The organism is Phycisphaerae bacterium, from assembly GCA_017999985.1.
GTDB lineage: Bacteria > Planctomycetota > Phycisphaerae > UBA1845 > Fen-1342 > JAGNKU01.
Window position 1 is genome coordinate 1 of record JAGNKU010000008.1, and the last position, 18,293, is coordinate 18,293.

At 69.3% G+C, this 18,293-nt stretch carries 12 protein-coding genes; 6 read left to right on the forward strand and 6 right to left on the reverse strand.

All coding sequences use genetic code 11. From position 1 onward, the window contains the following. Positions 1 to 274 precede the first annotated feature (274 nt). The gene (locus tag KA383_11700) at positions 275 to 3,886 is read left to right on the forward strand and encodes a hypothetical protein (GenBank protein ID MBP7746783.1); all 3,612 of its coding nucleotides are present in this window, start codon (positions 275 to 277) and stop codon (positions 3,884 to 3,886) included. 16 nt (positions 3,887 to 3,902) lie between these two features. On the opposite strand, the gene KA383_11705 is transcribed toward KA383_11700, so the two are convergent. The 6 genes from KA383_11705 to KA383_11730 all read right to left on the reverse strand — a co-directional run bounded on the left by KA383_11705 (position 3,903) and on the right by KA383_11730 (position 12,137). Continuing rightward, the gene (locus tag KA383_11705; GenBank protein ID MBP7746784.1) at positions 3,903 to 5,591 is read right to left on the reverse strand and encodes an alkaline phosphatase family protein; all 1,689 of its coding nucleotides are present in this window, start codon (positions 5,589 to 5,591) and stop codon (positions 3,903 to 3,905) included. A gap of 83 nt (positions 5,592 to 5,674) precedes the next feature. Next, a complete protein-coding gene (gene rimO, locus KA383_11710; protein MBP7746785.1) occupies positions 5,675 to 7,012 on the reverse strand; it encodes a 30S ribosomal protein S12 methylthiotransferase RimO in 1,338 nt (445 codons plus the stop codon). A 62-nt stretch (positions 7,013 to 7,074) separates the two neighbouring features. Further along, positions 7,075 to 8,796 (reverse strand): hypothetical protein, encoded by a 1,722-nt coding sequence (locus KA383_11715; protein MBP7746786.1) that lies wholly within the window; start codon positions 8,794 to 8,796, stop codon positions 7,075 to 7,077. A 24-nt stretch (positions 8,797 to 8,820) separates the two neighbouring features. Continuing rightward, on the reverse strand, positions 8,821 to 9,567 hold the full coding sequence (locus KA383_11720) for a CPBP family intramembrane metalloprotease (GenBank protein MBP7746787.1): 747 nt from the start codon (positions 9,565 to 9,567) through the stop codon (positions 8,821 to 8,823). A 103-nt stretch (positions 9,568 to 9,670) separates the two neighbouring features. After that, positions 9,671 to 10,657, reverse strand: a complete 987-nt coding sequence (locus KA383_11725; protein ID MBP7746788.1) for a DUF1570 domain-containing protein — start codon at positions 10,655 to 10,657, stop codon at positions 9,671 to 9,673. A gap of 43 nt (positions 10,658 to 10,700) precedes the next feature. After that, the gene (locus tag KA383_11730; GenBank protein ID MBP7746789.1) at positions 10,701 to 12,137 is read right to left on the reverse strand and encodes a DUF1570 domain-containing protein; all 1,437 of its coding nucleotides are present in this window, start codon (positions 12,135 to 12,137) and stop codon (positions 10,701 to 10,703) included. A 995-nt stretch (positions 12,138 to 13,132) separates the two neighbouring features. Here KA383_11730 and tsaE point away from each other — a divergent pair. The 5 genes from tsaE to KA383_11755 all read left to right on the forward strand — a co-directional run bounded on the left by tsaE (position 13,133) and on the right by KA383_11755 (position 18,292). Continuing rightward, positions 13,133 to 13,711, forward strand: coding sequence for a tRNA (adenosine(37)-N6)-threonylcarbamoyltransferase complex ATPase subunit type 1 TsaE (gene tsaE / locus KA383_11735; protein MBP7746790.1), 579 nt, complete (start codon positions 13,133 to 13,135; stop codon positions 13,709 to 13,711). A gap of 76 nt (positions 13,712 to 13,787) precedes the next feature. Beyond that, entirely contained in the window at positions 13,788 to 13,988 is a 201-nt protein-coding gene (locus KA383_11740; GenBank protein ID MBP7746791.1) for a hypothetical protein, read from the forward strand. A gap of 364 nt (positions 13,989 to 14,352) precedes the next feature. Further along, positions 14,353 to 15,681, forward strand: a complete 1,329-nt coding sequence (locus tag KA383_11745; protein MBP7746792.1) for an amidohydrolase family protein — start codon at positions 14,353 to 14,355, stop codon at positions 15,679 to 15,681. Then, positions 15,678 to 16,844 carry an amidohydrolase family protein gene (locus KA383_11750; protein MBP7746793.1) on the forward strand — a complete coding sequence of 389 codons (1,167 nt, stop codon included), beginning with the start codon at positions 15,678 to 15,680 and terminating at the stop codon, positions 16,842 to 16,844. Before KA383_11745 ends, KA383_11750 begins: the two co-directional genes overlap by 4 nt. Beyond that, positions 16,841 to 18,292, forward strand: coding sequence for an amidohydrolase family protein (locus KA383_11755; protein ID MBP7746794.1), 1,452 nt, complete (start codon positions 16,841 to 16,843; stop codon positions 18,290 to 18,292). Before KA383_11750 ends, KA383_11755 begins: the two co-directional genes overlap by 4 nt. Position 18,293 lies beyond the last annotated feature (1 nt).

Sequence of the window (18,293 nt, forward strand, 5' to 3'; positions counted from 1 at the left end):
ATCCGTTCGTGCTGGCGCTCACCAACCCGGCTGCGTACGCGGGGCAGTTCCCGAGTTGCAACATCATGAACGGCGACATCAACGGCGACGGGTCGGTCGGCTTCGGCGACATCAACCCGTTCGTGAATCTGCTGACAACGCCGTAAGCGCCGGCGCCTGATCATGGGGATAGGCTCGATCGCATGACGAGCGCGCCTATCCCCTTTTCTATGCCGCCCTTTTCGTGAGCGGTGGGGTGCTTTCCGAAATCGACGCGGCCGGGCAGAATGCGCGGATGCCGAAGTCGAAGCGAAATTGGCTCCGCTGGCTGATCTGGGGCCTGCTGGGCCTGAGCGCGCTGCTGATGGTCACCTACACCCGGCTGACCGACCCGGCCCGGCTGCGGGCAAGCGTCCTGGCGGCGTTCCAGCGGCTGCCGGTCAAGGGCGTCGATCTCGGCGAGGCGCGTTTTTCACTGCGGCATGGCCTGGAACTGACCGACCTGGTCTTCGATCCGCCGCGGGCCGCCGATGTCATCCGCGGCAACGACGCCGGGCCGCTGCTGCGGATTGGCACCGTGCGGCTGAGCTGCGCGCCGGGGAGCCTGCTGCTGGGGCGCGTTGAGCCGACGCGCATAGAGTTGTCGAACGTCGCCGCCAGCATCGTGTGCAATCCGGGCGGGGAGTCGGACAGCCGCGAGGCGGAGCTGGTCGAGGTGGACGTGCGCCGGCTGTGGGACCTGCTCAGCCAGAGCGAGCTGCGCCTGCCGGAGTTCGAGGTTGCCCAGGGGGACGTGCAGTTGCTGGTGCGGGAGCGCGGGCGGGCGCAGTTGCTGCAACGGCTGCTGGTGCGTGCCGTCGGCCGTCCCACTGACGATGGGTTCGAGCTGCGCATCGAGCGGCGTCCGTTGGGTGACACGCCGCTGGCCGAGGTGAAGTGGGATCAGCGCAGCGGCGAGCTGACCCTGACCGGCGACTGGGTGGACCTGCGCACCGTGGCGCGACTCATGCCGCCGCGCGCGGCGGACGCGCTGGCGCGGCTGGACTTGGCAGGCCGCGCGCGGCTCGCAAGGCTCGTGCTGCGCGAGAACACGGACGGGGACGCGACGGCATCTACGGATGCGCCGATGCAACTGGGCCCGACGGAAGTGCGTCTGGCCGATGTGCGCTGCCGGCTGCCGCTGGATGAGGAAGAGCACGGCGCATCGGACGCCGCCGGCCCGGGCGAGTGCTATCTGCAGATGGCCCATGCGACGGCGGCGCTGGTCTATCGTCCCGGCGCGGGGGCGATGCCCGGCGTCTGGGAGCTGCGCGCGGAGGGGCAGCTGCATGCAGCGCCGGCCGTGGTGGAAGTGCACGCGCGCGCGGACGCGCTGCGCCGTCTGTGGCGCGCGCCGGACACGGCGGAGACCGCTGGGCTGTGCCTCGACGATATCCCGCACGCCGATGTGCAGGTCTCCGGGCTGGAACTGCCGACCGAGCGCACGTTTCCGGCGTTCGTGCACGCGCGGCAACTGCCGGGCCCGCTGGCGGCGGTGTTTCGTGATTATGTGCCACGTGGGCGGGTGAATCTGCACGTGCGGCTCCTACCTGACGGGGCGTGCGGCGCCGACGGGACGGTGCTGGCCGGCGCGGGGCGTCTGGAGGCGGAGATAGAAGCGCTGGGGGCCGCCTGTCGCTACCGCCACTTTCCGTATGACTTCGAGGATGCGCGGGGCACGCTGCGGCTGACGGGGGGCCGCGTGTTGTTCGACAATCTCACCGCCCGGCACGGTGCAGGCCGGATCACCGCCACGGGCGTCGTGAACAACACGCGTTCCTGGGCCGGGTTCGAACTGTGTTTCCGTGGCCAGGACGTGGCGCTGAACGACGACCTGTACGCGGCCTTGCCGGATAAATACCGGCGGCTGTGGCGCCAGGCGGCGCCCTTGGGCCTGTGCGATGTGGCGGCAACGGTGGGGCGGCCGGAGGGTTCAGCCGCGACGGGGGCGCTGCCAGCGGACGTCGCGATCGAGGCGCACCTGTTGGGAGGGAGCTTGGCGCTCGCGCAGGGACGGCGGCTGGATCACGTGGACGGGTGGCTGAACGTGGGCGGCGACGCGCTGCGCGTGCAGAGTCTGCACGGCTACGATGGCGATGCCGGCGTGTGGCTGGACGGCGACCTGCGTCTGCGCGACGGCGACACGCAAACCGATCTGCGCGTCGCGGTCAGCGATCTGCCGCTGGGGCAGAGCACCACGCTGGGGGCGCGGGGGGGCGCCGCCGCGCCGGCGGCGCAGTTCGCCGGGCTTGCCGACGTTGTCGGGCGGATCGCGGGCACACCAGCGGAGGGCGCGCGGGAGCAGCACCTGGCCGTGCGGATCAAGACCGGCCGGTTGCATGGCCTGGATGCGGCGCGCGTCTGGGTGGTCGAGCATGGCCTGGTGTTGGTGCGCGGGACCGCGCGCCGCCTGGTGTCGTTTGTCTGCGCGCAGGGAGCGGACCGGCTGGAGCTCAGTGGCGCGCTGCCGCCGGAAGGCGCCGCGCCCGGCCCGCTGGACCTGGATGTGCACGCGCAGACGACGGGGCTGCAGGAGCTCTATCCGCAGTTCATTCCGCCGGCGTGGGCGGAGCTGGTGGACGAAGTGGGGCTGGCGGGCGCCGCGGATGTCACCGTGCGGCTGCGTCGCGAGGATGCCGGCGGCAGTGGTGCGGAGCAGATTGCCGAGGTGACCATGCATGCCGCGCAGATGCGGGCGCGGTCCCTGCCACTGGCGCTGCGTGACGTGGACGCGGAGGTGGCGCTGTCGCCGGGGCGCTTTCGGGTGGTGCGCGCAGCGGCGGCGTGTGGTACGGCGGGGAAAGTACTGGTGACGCAACCGCAGGATGGGACCTGGGGCGCGGGGCATCTGGACGCGCTGTTCGACATTGTCGCGGAGCAGATGGTGCTGGACGATGCCGCGCGCGCCGCACTGCCGGAGAAGGCTGCGGAGCTGCTGGAGCGGCTGGAGGCCCGCGGCGAGTTTGACGCCTACCTGCCGCGGGTGCACGTCAGTGGGGCTGCGGAACGCACCTGGCGTCTCGAGGGCCGCCTGCCGCTGCGGAACGCCGCGCTGCAGATGGGGCTCGATCTTCGCCTGACCGCCGCGCAGCTCTATGGCACGTGCACGATCGGGCCGACGGGCGCGGTCGACCTGGAGGCCCAGTTCGACATCGAGGCGGGGCAGCTCGGCGGGCGTCGCATCGCGCGCTGGGAGGGGCTGCTGCGGCGCGCGGCCGGCGAGCGCTGGGTGGTGCTCGAGAATCTGCAAGGCCAGCTCTGCGATGGCGCGGCCCAGGGGGCGCTGCGCATCGACCCTCAAACGTCCGACTACGAATTGAGCCTGCGGTTGTACGGCGTCAGCGCGGCCGAGCTCCTGCCACCGCGCCCCGACCGGCCCGAGCAGCGGCGGCCCGGCCGGATTGACGGCGAAGTCTGGCTGCGCGGGCGCGGCGCGGACAGCGGCAGCCGCCGGGGCGGAGGGCACCTGCGCATCAGCGGCGCCTCGTTTCTGCAGACGCCGGTGCTGGCATCGATCTTCACGGTGCGGCCGCAGGCGGGGCGCAGCGAGACGGTCGATCAGGCGGACCTGCGCTTCCTGTGGGAAGGACACGAAGTGTGGCTGGAGCACATCGTGATTGACAGCCGGGACCTGCGGCTGGTGGGCACGGGCACGTGGGACCTGCGCGACGACAGCGTGCGCATGACGCTGTGGGGTGCGCGGCCCGAAACCTGGCCGCGCATCTCGGTGCTCACGGAACTGCTGGAGACGGCCGGCCAGGAGCTGATTCAGTATCGCGTGGATGGCACGCTGGCCAAGACGCGGGTGACCGCTGAACCGTTATACCGGCTGAACGATGCGCTGCGGCGCGCGCTTGGGGAGCAATAGCGTCCGACAGCGGACCTTACTCGAGGTACCCGAGGTCGCTGAGGCGCTGCTCCAGCACGCGGCGGTCTTCGTCGGTGTAGGCTTCCTCCTCGGCCCGCGGTACGGGCGCGACCGGCGGTTCCTGCTCGACGACGGGCTCGATCGCGAACGCCTCACGGACGACGCGGCCCTCCATGTCCACCGGCACGCGCAGGCCGAGCGCGGCGAGCGTCGTGGGCGTGATGTCCACGATGTTGGCGTCGACGCGCGCGCCGCAACGGACGTTGGGGCCGCCCAGCGCGAGGATGCCTTCCACGCGGTGTGTGCCTTCGAGCCGGGAGGCGTGGCACCAGCGAACGGGCTGGCGCCCGCGGATCTTGCGCACGACCGCGAGGCCCGGGTGCGGGGCCAGCATCAGGTCCGGAAGATTGGGGTTCACGTCGCGGCTGCAGCCGTACAGCTCTTCGGTCTTGTGTACCTCGGTGAAGATCGGCGTGACCTGTCCGTCGGGCTGGCGGATGGTTTCGCGGCGCAGCCGGTCGGCCAGCTCGTCGCGCAGGCGTTCGTACTGCGCGGGCGGCACGATGCCCAGCGGCCCGCGGCCCTGCAGATTGATGTACAGATAGCCGTAGATGCCGGCGTGCATGACGCAGGCGCGGGTCCGGCTCCAGTCGACGGCGAGATCGCGTTCGATGCCGCGGCTGCCCTGCTCGAAGCGCGTGGCGCGGCCCTTCGTGAGGCGGTGCAGCCAGTGTCCGGCGCGCGTGCGGGCCTGGTCCCAGGGGCTGCGCAGGGCCAGGTAGCCCCAGCGGCTGAGCAGCAGGTTGGGCTGCGCCTTGCCGTCCAGGCTGCCGTGGCCGTGGTCGGACATGATCAGCACGGTGGCCCCGTTGCGGTGCGCGTACGCGAAGAGTTCGCCCAGTACCTTGTCGAGCCGCTCGAAGCAGCGCGCGGCGAGCTCGGCCTCGGCGGGGTAGCGCCGGCTGGTGCGTGGATCAAGGTACTTCCAGGCCTTGTGCTGGAGATTGTCGACCAGCTTGAAGACCGTCATCAGCACGTCCCAGCCGAACTTGTCGCCGCAGTACTCGGTCAGCCGCGCGCCCTGGTCGAAGCTGTTGGCGATGTACTCGAGGTTGTCTTCGAGTTGCGCCCGCTTGCCGAGGGCCGTCCGACGCCAGTTCGTGCGGTAGTCGTAGGTGGGGATGAGGTGGAAGATCTCCTGCTTCAGCTCCGGCGGCCAGGTGAATTGCGCGTCGACGCTGGGAGTCTCGAAGCCGCTGATCATGAAGCCGTTGACCGGCTTGGGCGGGTACGTCATCGGCACATTGATGCTGCCGACGCGCAGGCCCTTTTCGCTGAGGAGCTGCCAGAGCGTCTTCTCGCGGATCTCGTAGGTGCTGTTGAAGGTCAGCGTGTGCGTGGTCGCGTCGTACGTCTCGAAGTCGAGAATGCCGTGCCGACCGGGGCCCTTGCCGGTCATGAACGTCGTCCAGGCGGCGGGCGTGATGGGTGGCTGGGTGGACTCGAGGACGCCCCACACGCCGTCGGCAATGAACCGCTTGAGGTGCGGCATGCGGCCGGCGTCGAGGAGGGGATGGAGGACGGCGAAGGTGGCGCCGTCCAGTCCGATAATCAGCAGGCGATCCGCCACCGACTTCAGCGGCCGCTTCGCCCGCGGCTGGGCGGTCGTCTGTCGCGCGGCGACAAGGGATGAGGTCGTGTCCATGTCAGCAGCCTTCCTGCCGGTGTTGCCCGGTCTCGCACCAACAGCATACCGGTTTTTGCCGGGCTGAGTAGGGCCCGGTCACATCAGGCGAGCGGCAGCCGCGGCTGTTCCGGCGCGACGATCAGGTCGTAACCGGTGGTGTCCACGCACCGCACGGGCACATAATCACCCGGTGCATGGCCGCTCGCGGGCAGAATGCTCACCGCGTCCACCTCGGGGGCCTGTCCAGCGTGTCGCCCCACGCAGCGCTCGGCGCTCCGTTCGTCAATCACCACGTCCAGCCGCGACCCGATTCGACGCCGGGCGGCGGCAAACGCGACTTCCTGCTGCGCCAACATCAAACGCGCGTGACGTTCCTGCTTGACCTGCTCTTCGAGCTGGCCCTTCATCCGGCCTGCCGGTGTATCCGACTCGCGCGAATACATGAATGTTCCCACGGCGTCGAAGCCGAACGCACGCACGAAGCGCAGGAGCTCTTCGAACTCCGCGTCCGTCTCGCCGGGGAACCCGACGATGAACGTCGTGCGGATCGTCACGCCGGGAATCCGCCGGCGGAGCTTGTCGAGTAGATCCTCCGTTCGGCGGCGCGTCACGCGGCGGCCCATGGCGCGCAGCATCCGGTCGTTGATGTGCTGCAGCGGGATGTCGATGTACTTCACAATGCGTTTGCACTCGGCGATCGCTTCGATCATGGCGTCGGTGAAGACCGAGGGATAGACGTACATCAGGCGCAGCCAGCGCGCCCCGTCGCAATCCGTGTCCAGTCGCCGCAGCAGCCCGGACAGGCCGCGCTCATCGCCGCGGTCCTCGCCGTAGCTCGTGGTGTCCTGCCCAATCAGGATCAACTCGCGCACGCCGTCGGCGATCAGCTCGCGGCATTCGGCGACGAGTTCGTCCGGCGTCTTGCTGTGCATGGGGCCGCGGATCGCCGGGATCGTGCAGAATGTGCATTTCTGATTACACCCCTCGCTGAGCCGGACGTAGGCGTAGTGGCGGGGCGTGAGGCGCAGGCGGCCCTCGTCCGACCAGGGTTGCGGGTGGTAATCGCCGAGGTACAGGTCGAGGTCGGCGTCGCGGGCGTGTCGCCAGACGGCGCGCACGATGTCATCGCGGTTGTGCACGCCGACGAGCGCGTCAATCTCCGGTACGGCGACGCGCAGTTGTTCGCCGTCGCGCTGCACCAGACAGCCGGCGACCACGATCCGCCGGAGCTCGCCGCGCCGCTTGCGCTCGGCCAGTTCACGGATAACGGCGAGTGCTTCCTGTCGCGCGGATTCCAGGAAGCCGCAGGTGTTCACGACGATCGTGTCGGCGGCCGACTCGTCGCCGCTGATGACCGCGCCCGACTCGGCGAGCTGCCCCAGCATCTTCTCCGAATCGACCAGGTTCTTCGCGCAGCCCAGGGACACGAAACCGACCACGGGCGCGGGGGATCCGCGTAAGCGAGCTGGTCGCGGAGCTGGGTTACGCTTGGTTCGCTTCTTCATTCCAGAACACGCACGATGACGAGGTTCGGGTAGTTCGGAAACCGGCGCTCCGGACGCACGCCGGCCGCGTGCTCCGCGTCCGCCAGGGCGTCGAAACGCGCCAAGCCCAGGCGGCCGGCGTAGTAGGCGGCGTGCATCTCGCTGAGCCGGTCGTGCCAGATGATATACACGATGCCGATGCGACGGCATTCGACGAGGACATCGGGCCACGTTTGCCCGCCGACGTCTTCATAGCTCACGAAGCGGTCGCGCGGCTCGCATCCGGCGTACAGCCGCAGCAGGCCCGGGTTGTCGCAGAGCACGCGGGCGGAGGTTGGCGTGTGGTCGCGGATCCAGCGCGCGGCCTCGACCACGTTCTTCATGTCCTGACCGGTCCCGAGTAGGGCGGCGCCGGTCTGGATGCGCAGCGTCAGGAGCAGCGCCAGTGCGATCAGGAGCACCACCTGTCCCACGCGTTGCCGTCGCAAGAGCAACGGGGCGGCCCAAACGGCGCTGAGCGCGACCAGGGCGGGCAGGCCGACGCGCCCCAGCAACCGCTCTGCACCGCCGGCTGCGGTCGCGAACGCCTGCGCTTCGGTGAGCAGGGCGGACGCCAGGGCGATGCCCAGTACGATCAGCAACCATTGTCCAACGCGCGGCGGCAACCCGCGCCGCTTGAGCCGCACGACCACGATGCTCAAGCCCGCGCTGGCGAACAGGATCAGTAGCGGCGCCATCGGATAGCCGTAACGATCCATCCTGTACGCGTAGAGCGCGTGCACGATGAGGTAGCCGGCGAGCGCAAACATGGCTGTAACCGCGACGCGGTCGCGCGCCCGAATGCGCACGACGGCCCCGCACACCGCCGCGAGCACGGGCACCACCAGCAGCGCGAAGCGCGCCGGGTTTTCCATGCTCGCCAGCCAATCCGGCAGCCGCAGTGTCGCGAACTCGAAGCACGTCCGCGCCACGATCGCGAGTGCCCAGCCCGGATCGAACGCCGGCCGCGCGGCCATCTGCGTCAAGTAGTGGTCCTTCCAGCCGGGCGTCCAGGTCACGGCCGTGAGTCCCAGCCAGATCAGCAGCGGCGCGGCGGCCAGGACGCAACTGAGCATGACTCGCTGCCACGGGCGTCGACGCAGGAGGTCAGCGACGCCCAGGCCCACAATCAGCCCGGCGACGTCGTAGCGCGTCATAATCGCCACGGCGGCGATCACGTATGGCCAGGCTCCGCCGCGCGGCGCGACCAGCAGCGTCAGGAGCACCAGCGTGATCAGGAGCGGTTCCAGGATCACATGCGCCGTGCAATACAGGCCCATGGGCAGCAGCAGGAACCAGACCGCGGCCCACCGTGCAGCCGATCCGAACCAGGTGCGACCGATCAGGTAGATTAGGACGGCGTTGAGTGGCAACAGCAGGGCATTCAGCCACTCCGCGACAACGAGCCCGGCCGCCTCGACGGGCAGCAGGCGACCGAGGGCCGCGATCAGCACGGGATACACCGGCGCGCGCGTCAACGTCGGCGGCAGCTCACCACGTAGCAAGGCGCTGCCTGCATCGACAAAGCTGGGAAAATCCGCGTGCGGCATGGCGAAATGGCCACGGCACGCCAGCCCGACGACCAACCCCAACGCGGCCAGGGCCAGCACGTCATGCCGACATACGACCGCCGCGCGGCGGGCGGGTGCGGCCTCCTGGTTGGGCGGCGTGGGAGCGGGGCTGGGCGCAGTGGTTTCCATGCGTCTACGCCTTGAAGGCTGCGATCAGCCGGGGCTGCTGCGTAGCCACACCAGCAGCATGTTGTACGCGGCGTGGCTGCCCGCGGCCACGCCCAGCCCGCGGCCGAGGAAGACTACCGCCAGGTACACGCCGGCCGCCGTCTTGAACCAAAACGGCTTCCAGGCGGGCGCTTCCGAGCCCAGCGGGGCGAAATGGCAGAGCGCGAAGAGGATGGCGCCCAACGCGACGGCGACCCACACAGCCGCCGGGCGCGGAATTCGCAGTAGCTCGACTGCCAGCCACGTGAGCCCGCTTAGCAGCAGCATCCGGAACACCAGTTCCTCGTAAATGCCGGCGCCGAGTGCGTCGCGCAGCCGGGCGGCGGGCGGGGCCTCAAAGAGGGCGCTCAACGCCAGTAGCGGCAGGGCCAGCAGCGCACATTCGAGCACCATCGCCGGGAAGACCGACCAGCGCACGCGCCAGCGATCACGCCGGAACTTGTGCGCCACCAGCAGGGTGATGACCAGCACGATCGGTGGCAACCATGCGCCGACGAACCCGAACCAGCTCAGCAGATCCTGGATCACGCCGTGAGCCAGCAGCTCGCTGCCCGGCGCGGTGCCACCGGCGGGTCGCGCGGCGCCGAGCTCATACCAGAGCACGAACGGTGCGAGGAAGATGAGGCTGTGGAGGGGGCGGCGTGAGAATCGCAGGTAATGCTGCCAGCGCCGGCGCTCCCGTGGCGAAAGCGATACGCTCGGCAGCCACCGCAATCCCAGTCCGTCGGCCATTACGCCATTATCGCGCCATTGGTCGGCTTTGGGTACCCCGCGACCACTGTCATTCCGGCTGGGATGGGGTCGCGCGGAGGGTAGTGACGGGTGGCGGTGCGGGTCACTCCGCCCAGGCGGACTCATCGAGCGGCAGGGCCTGGGTCTCGGCGTGCAGCCGCGCACTCCAGGCCGCGTCGAGCGGGCCGACGAGATTGTCCAGTAGCGCTGCCCGCTCGGCGATGCTGGCGGGCCACCCGGCGGGGTCCGCGCACCGCCGCAGCAATGCGGTGAGCGCGGTTGGTTGCTGGGCCCACAGGAAACGCGTTACCGCCCAGGCCAGTGGGTAGCAAGGCCCTTCACACCACGCGGCGTCGTCGCTCAGGAGGCGGCGCAGGTCCGGCAGCGCGGCCGGCGTGGGGTAGAGCTTGCTGAACTCGTGCAGGCGATAGCCGTTCACCGGCGCGCGCGGTGTCAACGACCCGTCGCAGGGCACCTCGAACAACATGGCCAGACCCTCACGCAACCAGGTTGGAACGCGCTCGGATTGCGGGAGCAACCCGAGATTCGCCTGCACCTGGTGGGCGGACTCGTGCTGGACAATGGACAGGGCGAGCAAGCTGCGCCGGCGCTCCAGGCGACCCTTCAGCCGCGGACGCTCCTCAGGCAGCGACTGTTCAATGCTGGCCCGCACCGCCGCGAGCGCCGGTGCGGTCTCGAGATCGAAGAACGTGCAGCGGTTGGTGTGATGATCGTAGAACCCAAGGGCGCCGGCGGGCACGGATGCGATTGCGGCGCGCTGCGCTTCAAACTCGCTGTGCGTGCCGAGAAAGTAGATCTCGAGCTTGTGGCGTGGTAGCCGGGCGGGCAGCCCCAAGTTCTCAGTGAAGCGCACGTGGGCGCGATAGACGGCTTCGAGGCGCGCTGCATACTCGCGGGCCAGCGGCTCCCCGGCCGTGCAGACCAGGACGAAATGGTCCGTATCCAGGCGCTGGGCCCCCGGTCCGACGCGCGACAGCATTTCAGACACCGCGGGCTCGTTTGCCGGCCGGGCGGCCAGCAGTTCCGCGGGATCACTCGCCCAGCCGAGCGCAGGCAGCCACCCGGCCATGAGAGCGATGACGCCGCGGTGCGCCCGCACGCCCCCAGCCCAGCTAGCGCGGCCCGCGACCGCGTCCACGACCGCCGTCCGACTGCTGCGGGGAGTCACGCTGGGGCTCGAGTGGCCCTTCTTCGCCCGGCGGCAGAAGCGACCGCTTGAGCTGCAACGAGTCAAGGAACTTGTAGAAGTCTTCGATCCACTTTTCGTCGACCCGGCCGAAGATGTCCTCGAATTCCTTTTCCCGCTCGCTCACGGTCAACTCGACGTCTTCCTCGCGGTCGAAGACGGTTTTGCAGTACTGGGCGTAGCCGGCGCGGTGTTCCTTCCAGAGGTAGTACACGAGGGACCACCCCAAGCAATACGAGTCCGCTTCGTTGCCGCGGGGCGGGTTGCGCCACATTTGGTTGTCAACGATGAAGCGCCTCCATTCTTCAAGCGACAGGGGGTGGGGCCCCCAGGTGGTGCGCAACTGATTGAGGCGGTTGTGGTTCAAGACCCCCAGGCTCGCGCCGGCCGAGGTTGGCGGGACCTCGAACATCATCGTTGTCCCTTCGACCAGCCACAAGGGAACACTGGCCTTGCGGGCCAAGCCATTGTTCGGGAACAGCCCGATATTGAAGTCGATGTGGTGCCCGGTCTCATGCTGGATCACTTCCAGGTTCTGGTTCTCGACCAACCGGTTGACGCGGTTGCGCAGCCGCTGGCGCTCCTGCCACGGCGTGTTCTTGTCCTTGATCCGGGCAACGTCATCGGCGACGAACGGATGCGTCTCGTAGTCGAAGAAGAACGAACGCCGCGCATCGGGTCGGTAGAAACCCATGACGCCCAGGGGCACCTGCGTCAGGGCCTGAAACTCCTTGTAGGTGCCGAAGTAGTGGATCTCCAGCTTGTGTTCCGGGCGGCGCGCCGGGAGGTTTAGCATGCGCATGAACTGCACCTTCCAGCGGTAGATCGACTCGACGCGCGAAGCGAGCTTTCTGGCTGCCTCGTCCGACGAAGTGTAGACCATCACGAAGTGCGGCTTGATCAGCACCTTCGCCTCGGGGCCGGCGACCTTCTTCATTTCCGCCAGCGATTCCTCGTTCAGCGGCAGCTCGGCCAGCATGTCATCGCGCGCCGCCCCGCTCGTGGATTCGTCCGGGTTGGCCGTCACGCCCGAGAGAATGGCCGCGATCTCCGCGTCCGTGATCGCACGCCGGTACGCGGCCCGCTTGGTGCCGCCCGCGCCGCCCGCGCCCGCCGCGGCGGAGGCTTCCTCGAGCGAACGGAGCTCGCGCACCTCGTTCCGCTTGACCGTCACGACAACGCCGTGCTTGGTCTTCACCTCGTATGAACCGTCCGGCAGCTCCTTGACGTCGCCCTCGACGTACTTGCCGTTCATCAGTTCGATGCGGTAGCGCCCTTCGATTTCCGCCCGCGCCGGCGCGACCACCTGCGTGGCCAGCACGACGGCGGCCAGCAGGGCGAGGATGTGCACTGAATGCCTCATACCTGGTTCCACCATGACTCAGTTCCCGTCCCCGTCACAAAACTCAACCATGATATTATTCAGCCAACCGCCGAACTGGCAACCAATTCCTGTGCCACCCCGCCCGGACGGGGCTAGAATGGCGGTCCGTACGCGTCCTACGTGGATCTACCGATGAGTGACCCGCAAGCACCGCCCCGTGGCGAGTTCGAGTTCGTCCGGCGTCTGGGCCGCCTGCTCGCGCCTGTCCAGCCGGGGGCGCGGCAGCCAATGGCCCGTGCGGGGGTTCCCTTCGGTGACGATATGTGCGTCGTGGCGCCGGACCAGCCCGAGCTGCTTTGGACGGTGGACATGCTGATGGACGGCGTGGATTTTGACTCGCGCGTCCATACCTGGCGGGCGATCGGCCGGAAGGCGCTCGCCGTCAATCTGAGCGATTGCGCGGCGATGGCGGTGGAGCCGGTCTCCGCGCTCTGTGCCGTGGCGCTGGCCAACACCCTGACCATGGAGGATGCGCTGGACCTGCTGCGCGGGGCCCAGGAATGCGGGCAGAGCTTCCACTGCCCGATCGTCGGCGGGGATACGAACAGCTGGGACGCGCCTACGGTCGTCAGCGTCTCGGTCGCGGCCCGCTGCGAAGCAGGCCGCACGCCGGTTCGCCGCGACGGGGCCCGCCCGGGCGATCGGATCTGGCTCACCGGCCCTGTGGGTGGTTCGCTGCTGGGGCGACACATGACTTTTGAGCCACGCATCGGGACCGCACTGGCGATCGCCCGCCGCCTGGCGCCCCACGCGCTGATCGATATCAGCGACGGGCTGGCCGTGGATCTGGGGCGCATCCTGGAGGCCTCGCATTGCGGCGGGACAATCAGCGTTGCCGCGCTGGACGCTGCGGTGCACCCGGACGCAGTTCGCATGGCGGATCAGGACGGCCGTCCGGCCCGCACGCACGCATTGGAGGACGGCGAAGACTTCGAGCTGATCGTGGTGCTGGCGGCGGATGCGCCCGATGGCGAATGCGCCGCGCTGGGGCTACTGCCGCTGGGACAGATCATCTCGGACGCCGGCTTGTGGTTGGAGGAGAGGCCGGGGCAGCGCACTCCAATTCCCATCCGCGGCTGGGAGCATTTCCGGTGACGGTCGCGCAGGAACAGCTTCTCACCGGCCCGGGCCGGACACTGGCGCTTGGCCGGCGGCTGGGCCGACTCCTGCGAACGGGCGACTTCCTGGCGCTGACCGGACCGCTGGGGGCGGGCAAGACGCAACTGATCAAAGGGGTGGCAGCGGGGCTGGGCGTGCCGACCGAGCAGCCCGTCGTGAGCCCGACGTTCGTGCTGGTGCGCGAGTACGTGGGGCGCCTAAAGCTATATCACATAGATGCTTATCGCCTGACGGGCGCCGCGGAGCTGCTGGCCCTGGGTGTCGATGAGATGCTGGCCGAGCCCGGCAGCGTCGTGGCCGTAGAATGGGCGGACCGGGTGGCTGAGGCGGTGCCGGCGTGTGCGGCGTGGATCGAGCTGGAGCACGCCGGACGAACGCAGCGGCGCGTGCGCATTCGCTGGGCGGCGTTGGCGGGTCGCCGGCCGGTGGCGTGATTTGCGGTTGACACGCGCGGGGGTTGGCCCGACACTACGGCGCGGCTTGAGTGAGTGTGCCCTCAAGAGGTGGTGCATGCGGACATTGATGCTGTTTGGACTGCTCGCGGGACTGGGGTTGCTGGCCGGTTGTGCGACGGTCACCAAGACGCCGGCGGAGAATTGGGCGCATACCCGCGCGAATATCGAGCTCGACATGTTGCAGATTGCGGACGACTGGAACCTGATCTGGCTGAACACGCACCAGACCCGGTTGACGCGGTGGCATACGCGTTAGTCGCGCCATCGCAACACGCATAACGGACTTCACGGCCGGCCGCTTTGGGTTGCCGGCCGTTTTGATGCGCCGCCGTGGGCCCGGTGGGGGTGCGAAGCATTGGGGGACCTCCCGACGTGCGGCGCGGCCCGTTGGCGTGTGGCTATTCGTTGATTTCTGTAGCGCGGTGGTATGCCTCCGGCGAAACCGCTATGCTGCGAGCACGGCGCAGCCCCAGGCGCCTGCGTCGTTTGTCTGCTCCGCTTGACGGCCTGCGAGCGCTATGTTCAGTCGATTGCCCCCGCCAACGTCTGAGTGTTCACGCCGCCCCGGAAACGTGCTCGCGTGCGTGGCTCTGCTGATAGTCCTGTCAGTGTGTGCGCGTGTGTCGGTCGCTCAGGGCCGGGCCATCGCGCTTCAGGATGCGACGCTGTTCATCGGCACGGGCCAGGTCATTGAGCACGGCACGGTGATGTTCCAGGATGGCGAGATTCTCGCCGTGGGTGCCGAGGTCAAGCCGTCGTTCCTGGCCCGCAAGATATCGGTCCCCGGAAAGTACATCACACCCGGGCTGATCGACGCCGGCACGACGCTCGCGCTGCGCGTCGCCCCCGGCGCCAACGTGGCGACGGCGCGAGCACTCGACGCCTTCGATCCCTATGCGGCGGACGAAATGCGGGCGGCGTGGCGGGACGGCGTGACGGCGGTGTACCTGCCGGCCAGCACGGGCGCGGGCATCGGTGGGCTGGCGGCGATTGTGCGGCTGGGGCGCCCCACGGAGTCTGACGACTTCGTACTCGCTGGCGAAGCCGAATTGTGTGCGACCGTCGGCGGCGCGAACCAGCCCGGGCCGCTGGTCCGCGTGAAACTGGTGGAGGAGCTGCGGCGCCGATTCCAGGCGGCCAAGGACTACCGCGACGCCTGGGATGACTACCGGGACAGTCTGAAAGAATACGAAGAGAAGCTCGCCGAGCGCGCGAAGAAAGACGCGGCTGCCGGCAAGCCGGACAGCGGCCACGGTCCGGCGGCGAAGAAAGGCGCTCACGAACAGAAGCCCGATGAGCCGAGCGCAGACAAGAAGGAGCCGGCGAAGGACGAACTCAAGAAACCGACCGAGCCGGCCAAGGACCGGAGCGCGGAGTTGCTGCTGCGCGTGCTGGACGGCGAGCTGCGCCTGCGCGTCGAAGCCCATGACCCGGCGGACATTCTCAACGTGCTCGATCTCGCGGAGGAGTTTGGCGTCGCGCTCGTGCTCGAAGGCGCGACGGGGGCCCATCTGGTGGCCGAGCGACTCGCACATCGCGACGTGCCGGTCGTGCTGACAGCGCCACCCGCGCCGCTCGCTTACACCGGTGGTCCCGAACGGTTCGCCCGCGCCGATGCGGCGGCGCTGCTGAACGGCGCCGGCGTCCGCGTGTACTTCGGCTCGGGGGCCGTGCCGCTGCCCGATGGCGCGCCGCGGTTGACGTTGCGCGTAGCGCAGGCGACACGCGCGGGTTTCGTCGATGACGCGGGCCTGGTTGCGCTGACCGGGGGCGCTGCGCGTCTGCTCGGCGTGGAGAAGAAAATTGGACGTCTGGCGACGGGGCTCCAAGCGGATCTCGTGGTCTGGAGCGCGCACCCGCTGTCGCCGGGGGCGCGCGTCGAGCGCGTCTATGTCGGTGGCCGCGAGGTGTACCGTGCCGAGGGCGGGGCGGAGGGGCAGGACGAATGAGCGTACGCCGCAGGCGAGCCTGGCTGAACGGGTTGGCACTGCTCGTGGCGGTGGTGGCGCCGGCGTGGGCCGATGATCCGCCGGCCGCGGTGCGTGTTCTTGCGGGAGCCCAGTGGGTCAACGCGGACGGCGAACTCGCGGCTGATGCGCTGCTGGTCATCGGCGGCGAGAAGATCTTGCAGGTGGGGGGAGCTGCGCCGCCGGGCGTGGCGGTGGACAGTTTTCCGGGCGCCGTGCTGTGCCCGGGCTTGATCGACTGCCAGGCGACGCTGTCGGCGCTGGGGGATCTCTGCGAGCGCCAGTCCGCGGTGCAGCCGCGGCTGAACTCACGCGCCGCGTTCGATCGCTGCGCCTGGCAGTTGCGACGCGCGCTGGCGGCCGGGGTGACCACATTTGCCCTCGTTCCTGACGATCAGAACCTCGTGGGTGGTCACATCGCGGTGTGCCAGACGGCCGGCCCGGGTGGTCGGCCGCGGGTGCTGACGGACGCCGGCCCGTTGAAACTGTCGCTCGCGCCGGAGGTGTTCAAGGCCGACCGTGAACCGACCTCGCGCAGTGGTGCGCTTGGACTGCTGCGCAGCACGTTGACCGCGGCGCGGGCGGCGCCCGCGACGGATGACAGCCCGTTGAAGGCTTTTGCGCAAGGGCGTCTGCCGGGCATCCTGACGGCGCCGAGCGGGGCGGACGTCAGCGCCGCACTGGAGTTCATCAACGAGTACAAGTTGCGGCTGGCGGTGAGTCATACGCTGGACGCGCGCCTGGTCGCGGAAGCCGCGGCCGGCCAATTGACGGCGGCGATCGTCGGGCCGCTGGATGCGCTGGCGGGGCCGCGGGCCGGTGGGGCGGCGGGGCAGTTCGAACGGCATGGCGTGCCGGTCGCGTTGGCGGGTGGGCTGCCGCAGACCGCGCCGGATAGCCTGCGGATCGGGGCGGCCGTGGCGGTGCGCGAGGGCTTGTCGGCTGCCGCGGCGCGCCGGGCGATCACCGCAGTGCCGGCGGAGTTGCTGGGCGTGGGGGATAGGATCGGAGTGCTGCAGCCGGGACGGCAGGCGGACGTGGTCGTGTTCTCGGCCGATCCGCTGGATTTGCGTGCCCGGGTGCTGGCCGTCTACATCGGCGGTCAGCGGGTCTTCGACGCGGGAGCGTCGCAGACGGGGCCATGAGAGGTGCGGCCGTGCGACTGAGCGACATCTCACGACGCGGGTTGATGCGGGCGGCGCTGCTGGCGTCCTGTGTTGTTGGGGCGGCCTACGGTGCGGATGCGGACGGGGTCATCGTGCTCAAGGCTGCGCGGATTCACACCGTGGCCGGCGAGACACTAGAAAACGGCGCGATCGTCATTGAGGGGGGGCGTATCACCGCAGTGGGGCCCGACGTGCCGATTCCGGAGGGCGCGCGGGTGATGGAGCACGTGGACGGCGTCATCACACCCGGCTTGATCGACGCGTGCTGCCTGATCGATTCGGAAATCCCGCAGGAAGCGCGGAGCTGGTCGTACGGGGCGCCGCCGCGGTCGTTCTGGGGAGCGCTCGGCGAGTACGCCCGCCGCCAGCGCGATGAGCCGGACCCCGAATGCGACCCGATCGAGGACACGGCGCGCACGTTGCCGGACGGGCTCGCGGCGGCCTTGCCGCCCCAGATCACCTGGACCGAGCAATCCGCGGAGGTCACGCCGCATCGGCGGGTGCTGGACTCCCTGAACCTGTTCTCGAATGACTTCACGCGGCTGGCGCGCGCTGGCGTGACGACCGTGTACGTATCGGCCGACACGGCGAATGTGATCGGCAACCGCGGCGCGATCGTGAAGACGGCGGGGCCGCTGGCAGAGCGTGTCATCCGCGGCGTGGATGCGGTGAAAGTCACGCTGGGCGGTGATCCGACGCTGCGTGGGACCGCCAACCTGCTGCCGCCGTCCCATGGCCCGGCGCCGAGCTTCCTAACCCGCCGACCGACCACGCGGATGGGCGTGGACTGGGTCTTCCGCAAGGCGTTTTACGATGCGCAGCGCGTGCGGGCCGGGCTCGCGATTCACGGGGCCGACATGCCGCCGACCGAGGCGGTGCCGGTGTTGCTGCAGGTGCTCGACGGCGAGGTGCCACTGCGCGTGCAGGCCCGCATGCAGCATGACATCTTCTCGGCGCTGCGGCTGGCGGGCGAGTTCAAGCTGAAATTCACGCTCGAAGAGGCGACGGAAGCCTATCGCTGCCTGCCGCAATTGAAGGCCGCGGGCGTGCCGGTCATCTTCGGGCCACTCTACATGACGCCGACCGGCTTCCGCGCCGCGACCGACGAGGTGGACCGCGCGCGGCTGAACACGCCCGCGCAACTGGCCGATGCGGGCATCGAGTTTGCGTTGACGGCGCAGGAGCTGCGGGACGAGGAAGGTCTCGTGCGGCAGGGGATGGTTGCCGTCCGGCACGGGCTGACGCCGGAGCTGGCGTTGCGGGCCATGACGGCGACGCCAGCGAGTTTCATGGGGCTGGCGGGCGAGGTAGGCGTGATTGCGCCGCGGGCGGCGGCCGATGTGGTGGTCTGGAGCGGCGAGCCGTTTGACGCCGCAAGCCGCCCGGTGCTGGTGCTGGTGAGCGGCCGCGTGGTGTACAAGGACTAGG

Excerpts from the sequence above, each read along its gene's own strand:
- KA383_11700 (MBP7746783.1), top strand. The coding sequence starts at position 275 with ATGCCGAAGTCGAAGCGAAATTGGCTCCGCTGGCTGATCTGGGGCCTG.
- KA383_11705 (MBP7746784.1), bottom strand. The coding sequence starts at position 5,591 with ATGGACACGACCTCATCCCTTGTCGCCGCGCGACAGACGACCGCCCAG.
- KA383_11715 (MBP7746786.1), bottom strand. The coding sequence starts at position 8,796 with ATGGAAACCACTGCGCCCAGCCCCGCTCCCACGCCGCCCAACCAGGAG.
- KA383_11720 (MBP7746787.1), bottom strand. The coding sequence starts at position 9,567 with ATGGCCGACGGACTGGGATTGCGGTGGCTGCCGAGCGTATCGCTTTCG.
- KA383_11725 (MBP7746788.1), bottom strand. The coding sequence starts at position 10,657 with ATGGCCGGGTGGCTGCCTGCGCTCGGCTGGGCGAGTGATCCCGCGGAA.
- KA383_11730 (MBP7746789.1), bottom strand. The coding sequence starts at position 12,137 with ATGAGGCATTCAGTGCACATCCTCGCCCTGCTGGCCGCCGTCGTGCTG.
- tsaE (MBP7746790.1), top strand. The coding sequence starts at position 13,133 with ATGCGCCGCGCTGGGGCTACTGCCGCTGGGACAGATCATCTCGGACGC.
- KA383_11740 (MBP7746791.1), top strand. The coding sequence starts at position 13,788 with ATGCGGACATTGATGCTGTTTGGACTGCTCGCGGGACTGGGGTTGCTG.
- KA383_11750 (MBP7746793.1), top strand. The coding sequence starts at position 15,678 with ATGAGCGTACGCCGCAGGCGAGCCTGGCTGAACGGGTTGGCACTGCTC.
- KA383_11755 (MBP7746794.1), top strand. The coding sequence starts at position 16,841 with ATGAGAGGTGCGGCCGTGCGACTGAGCGACATCTCACGACGCGGGTTG.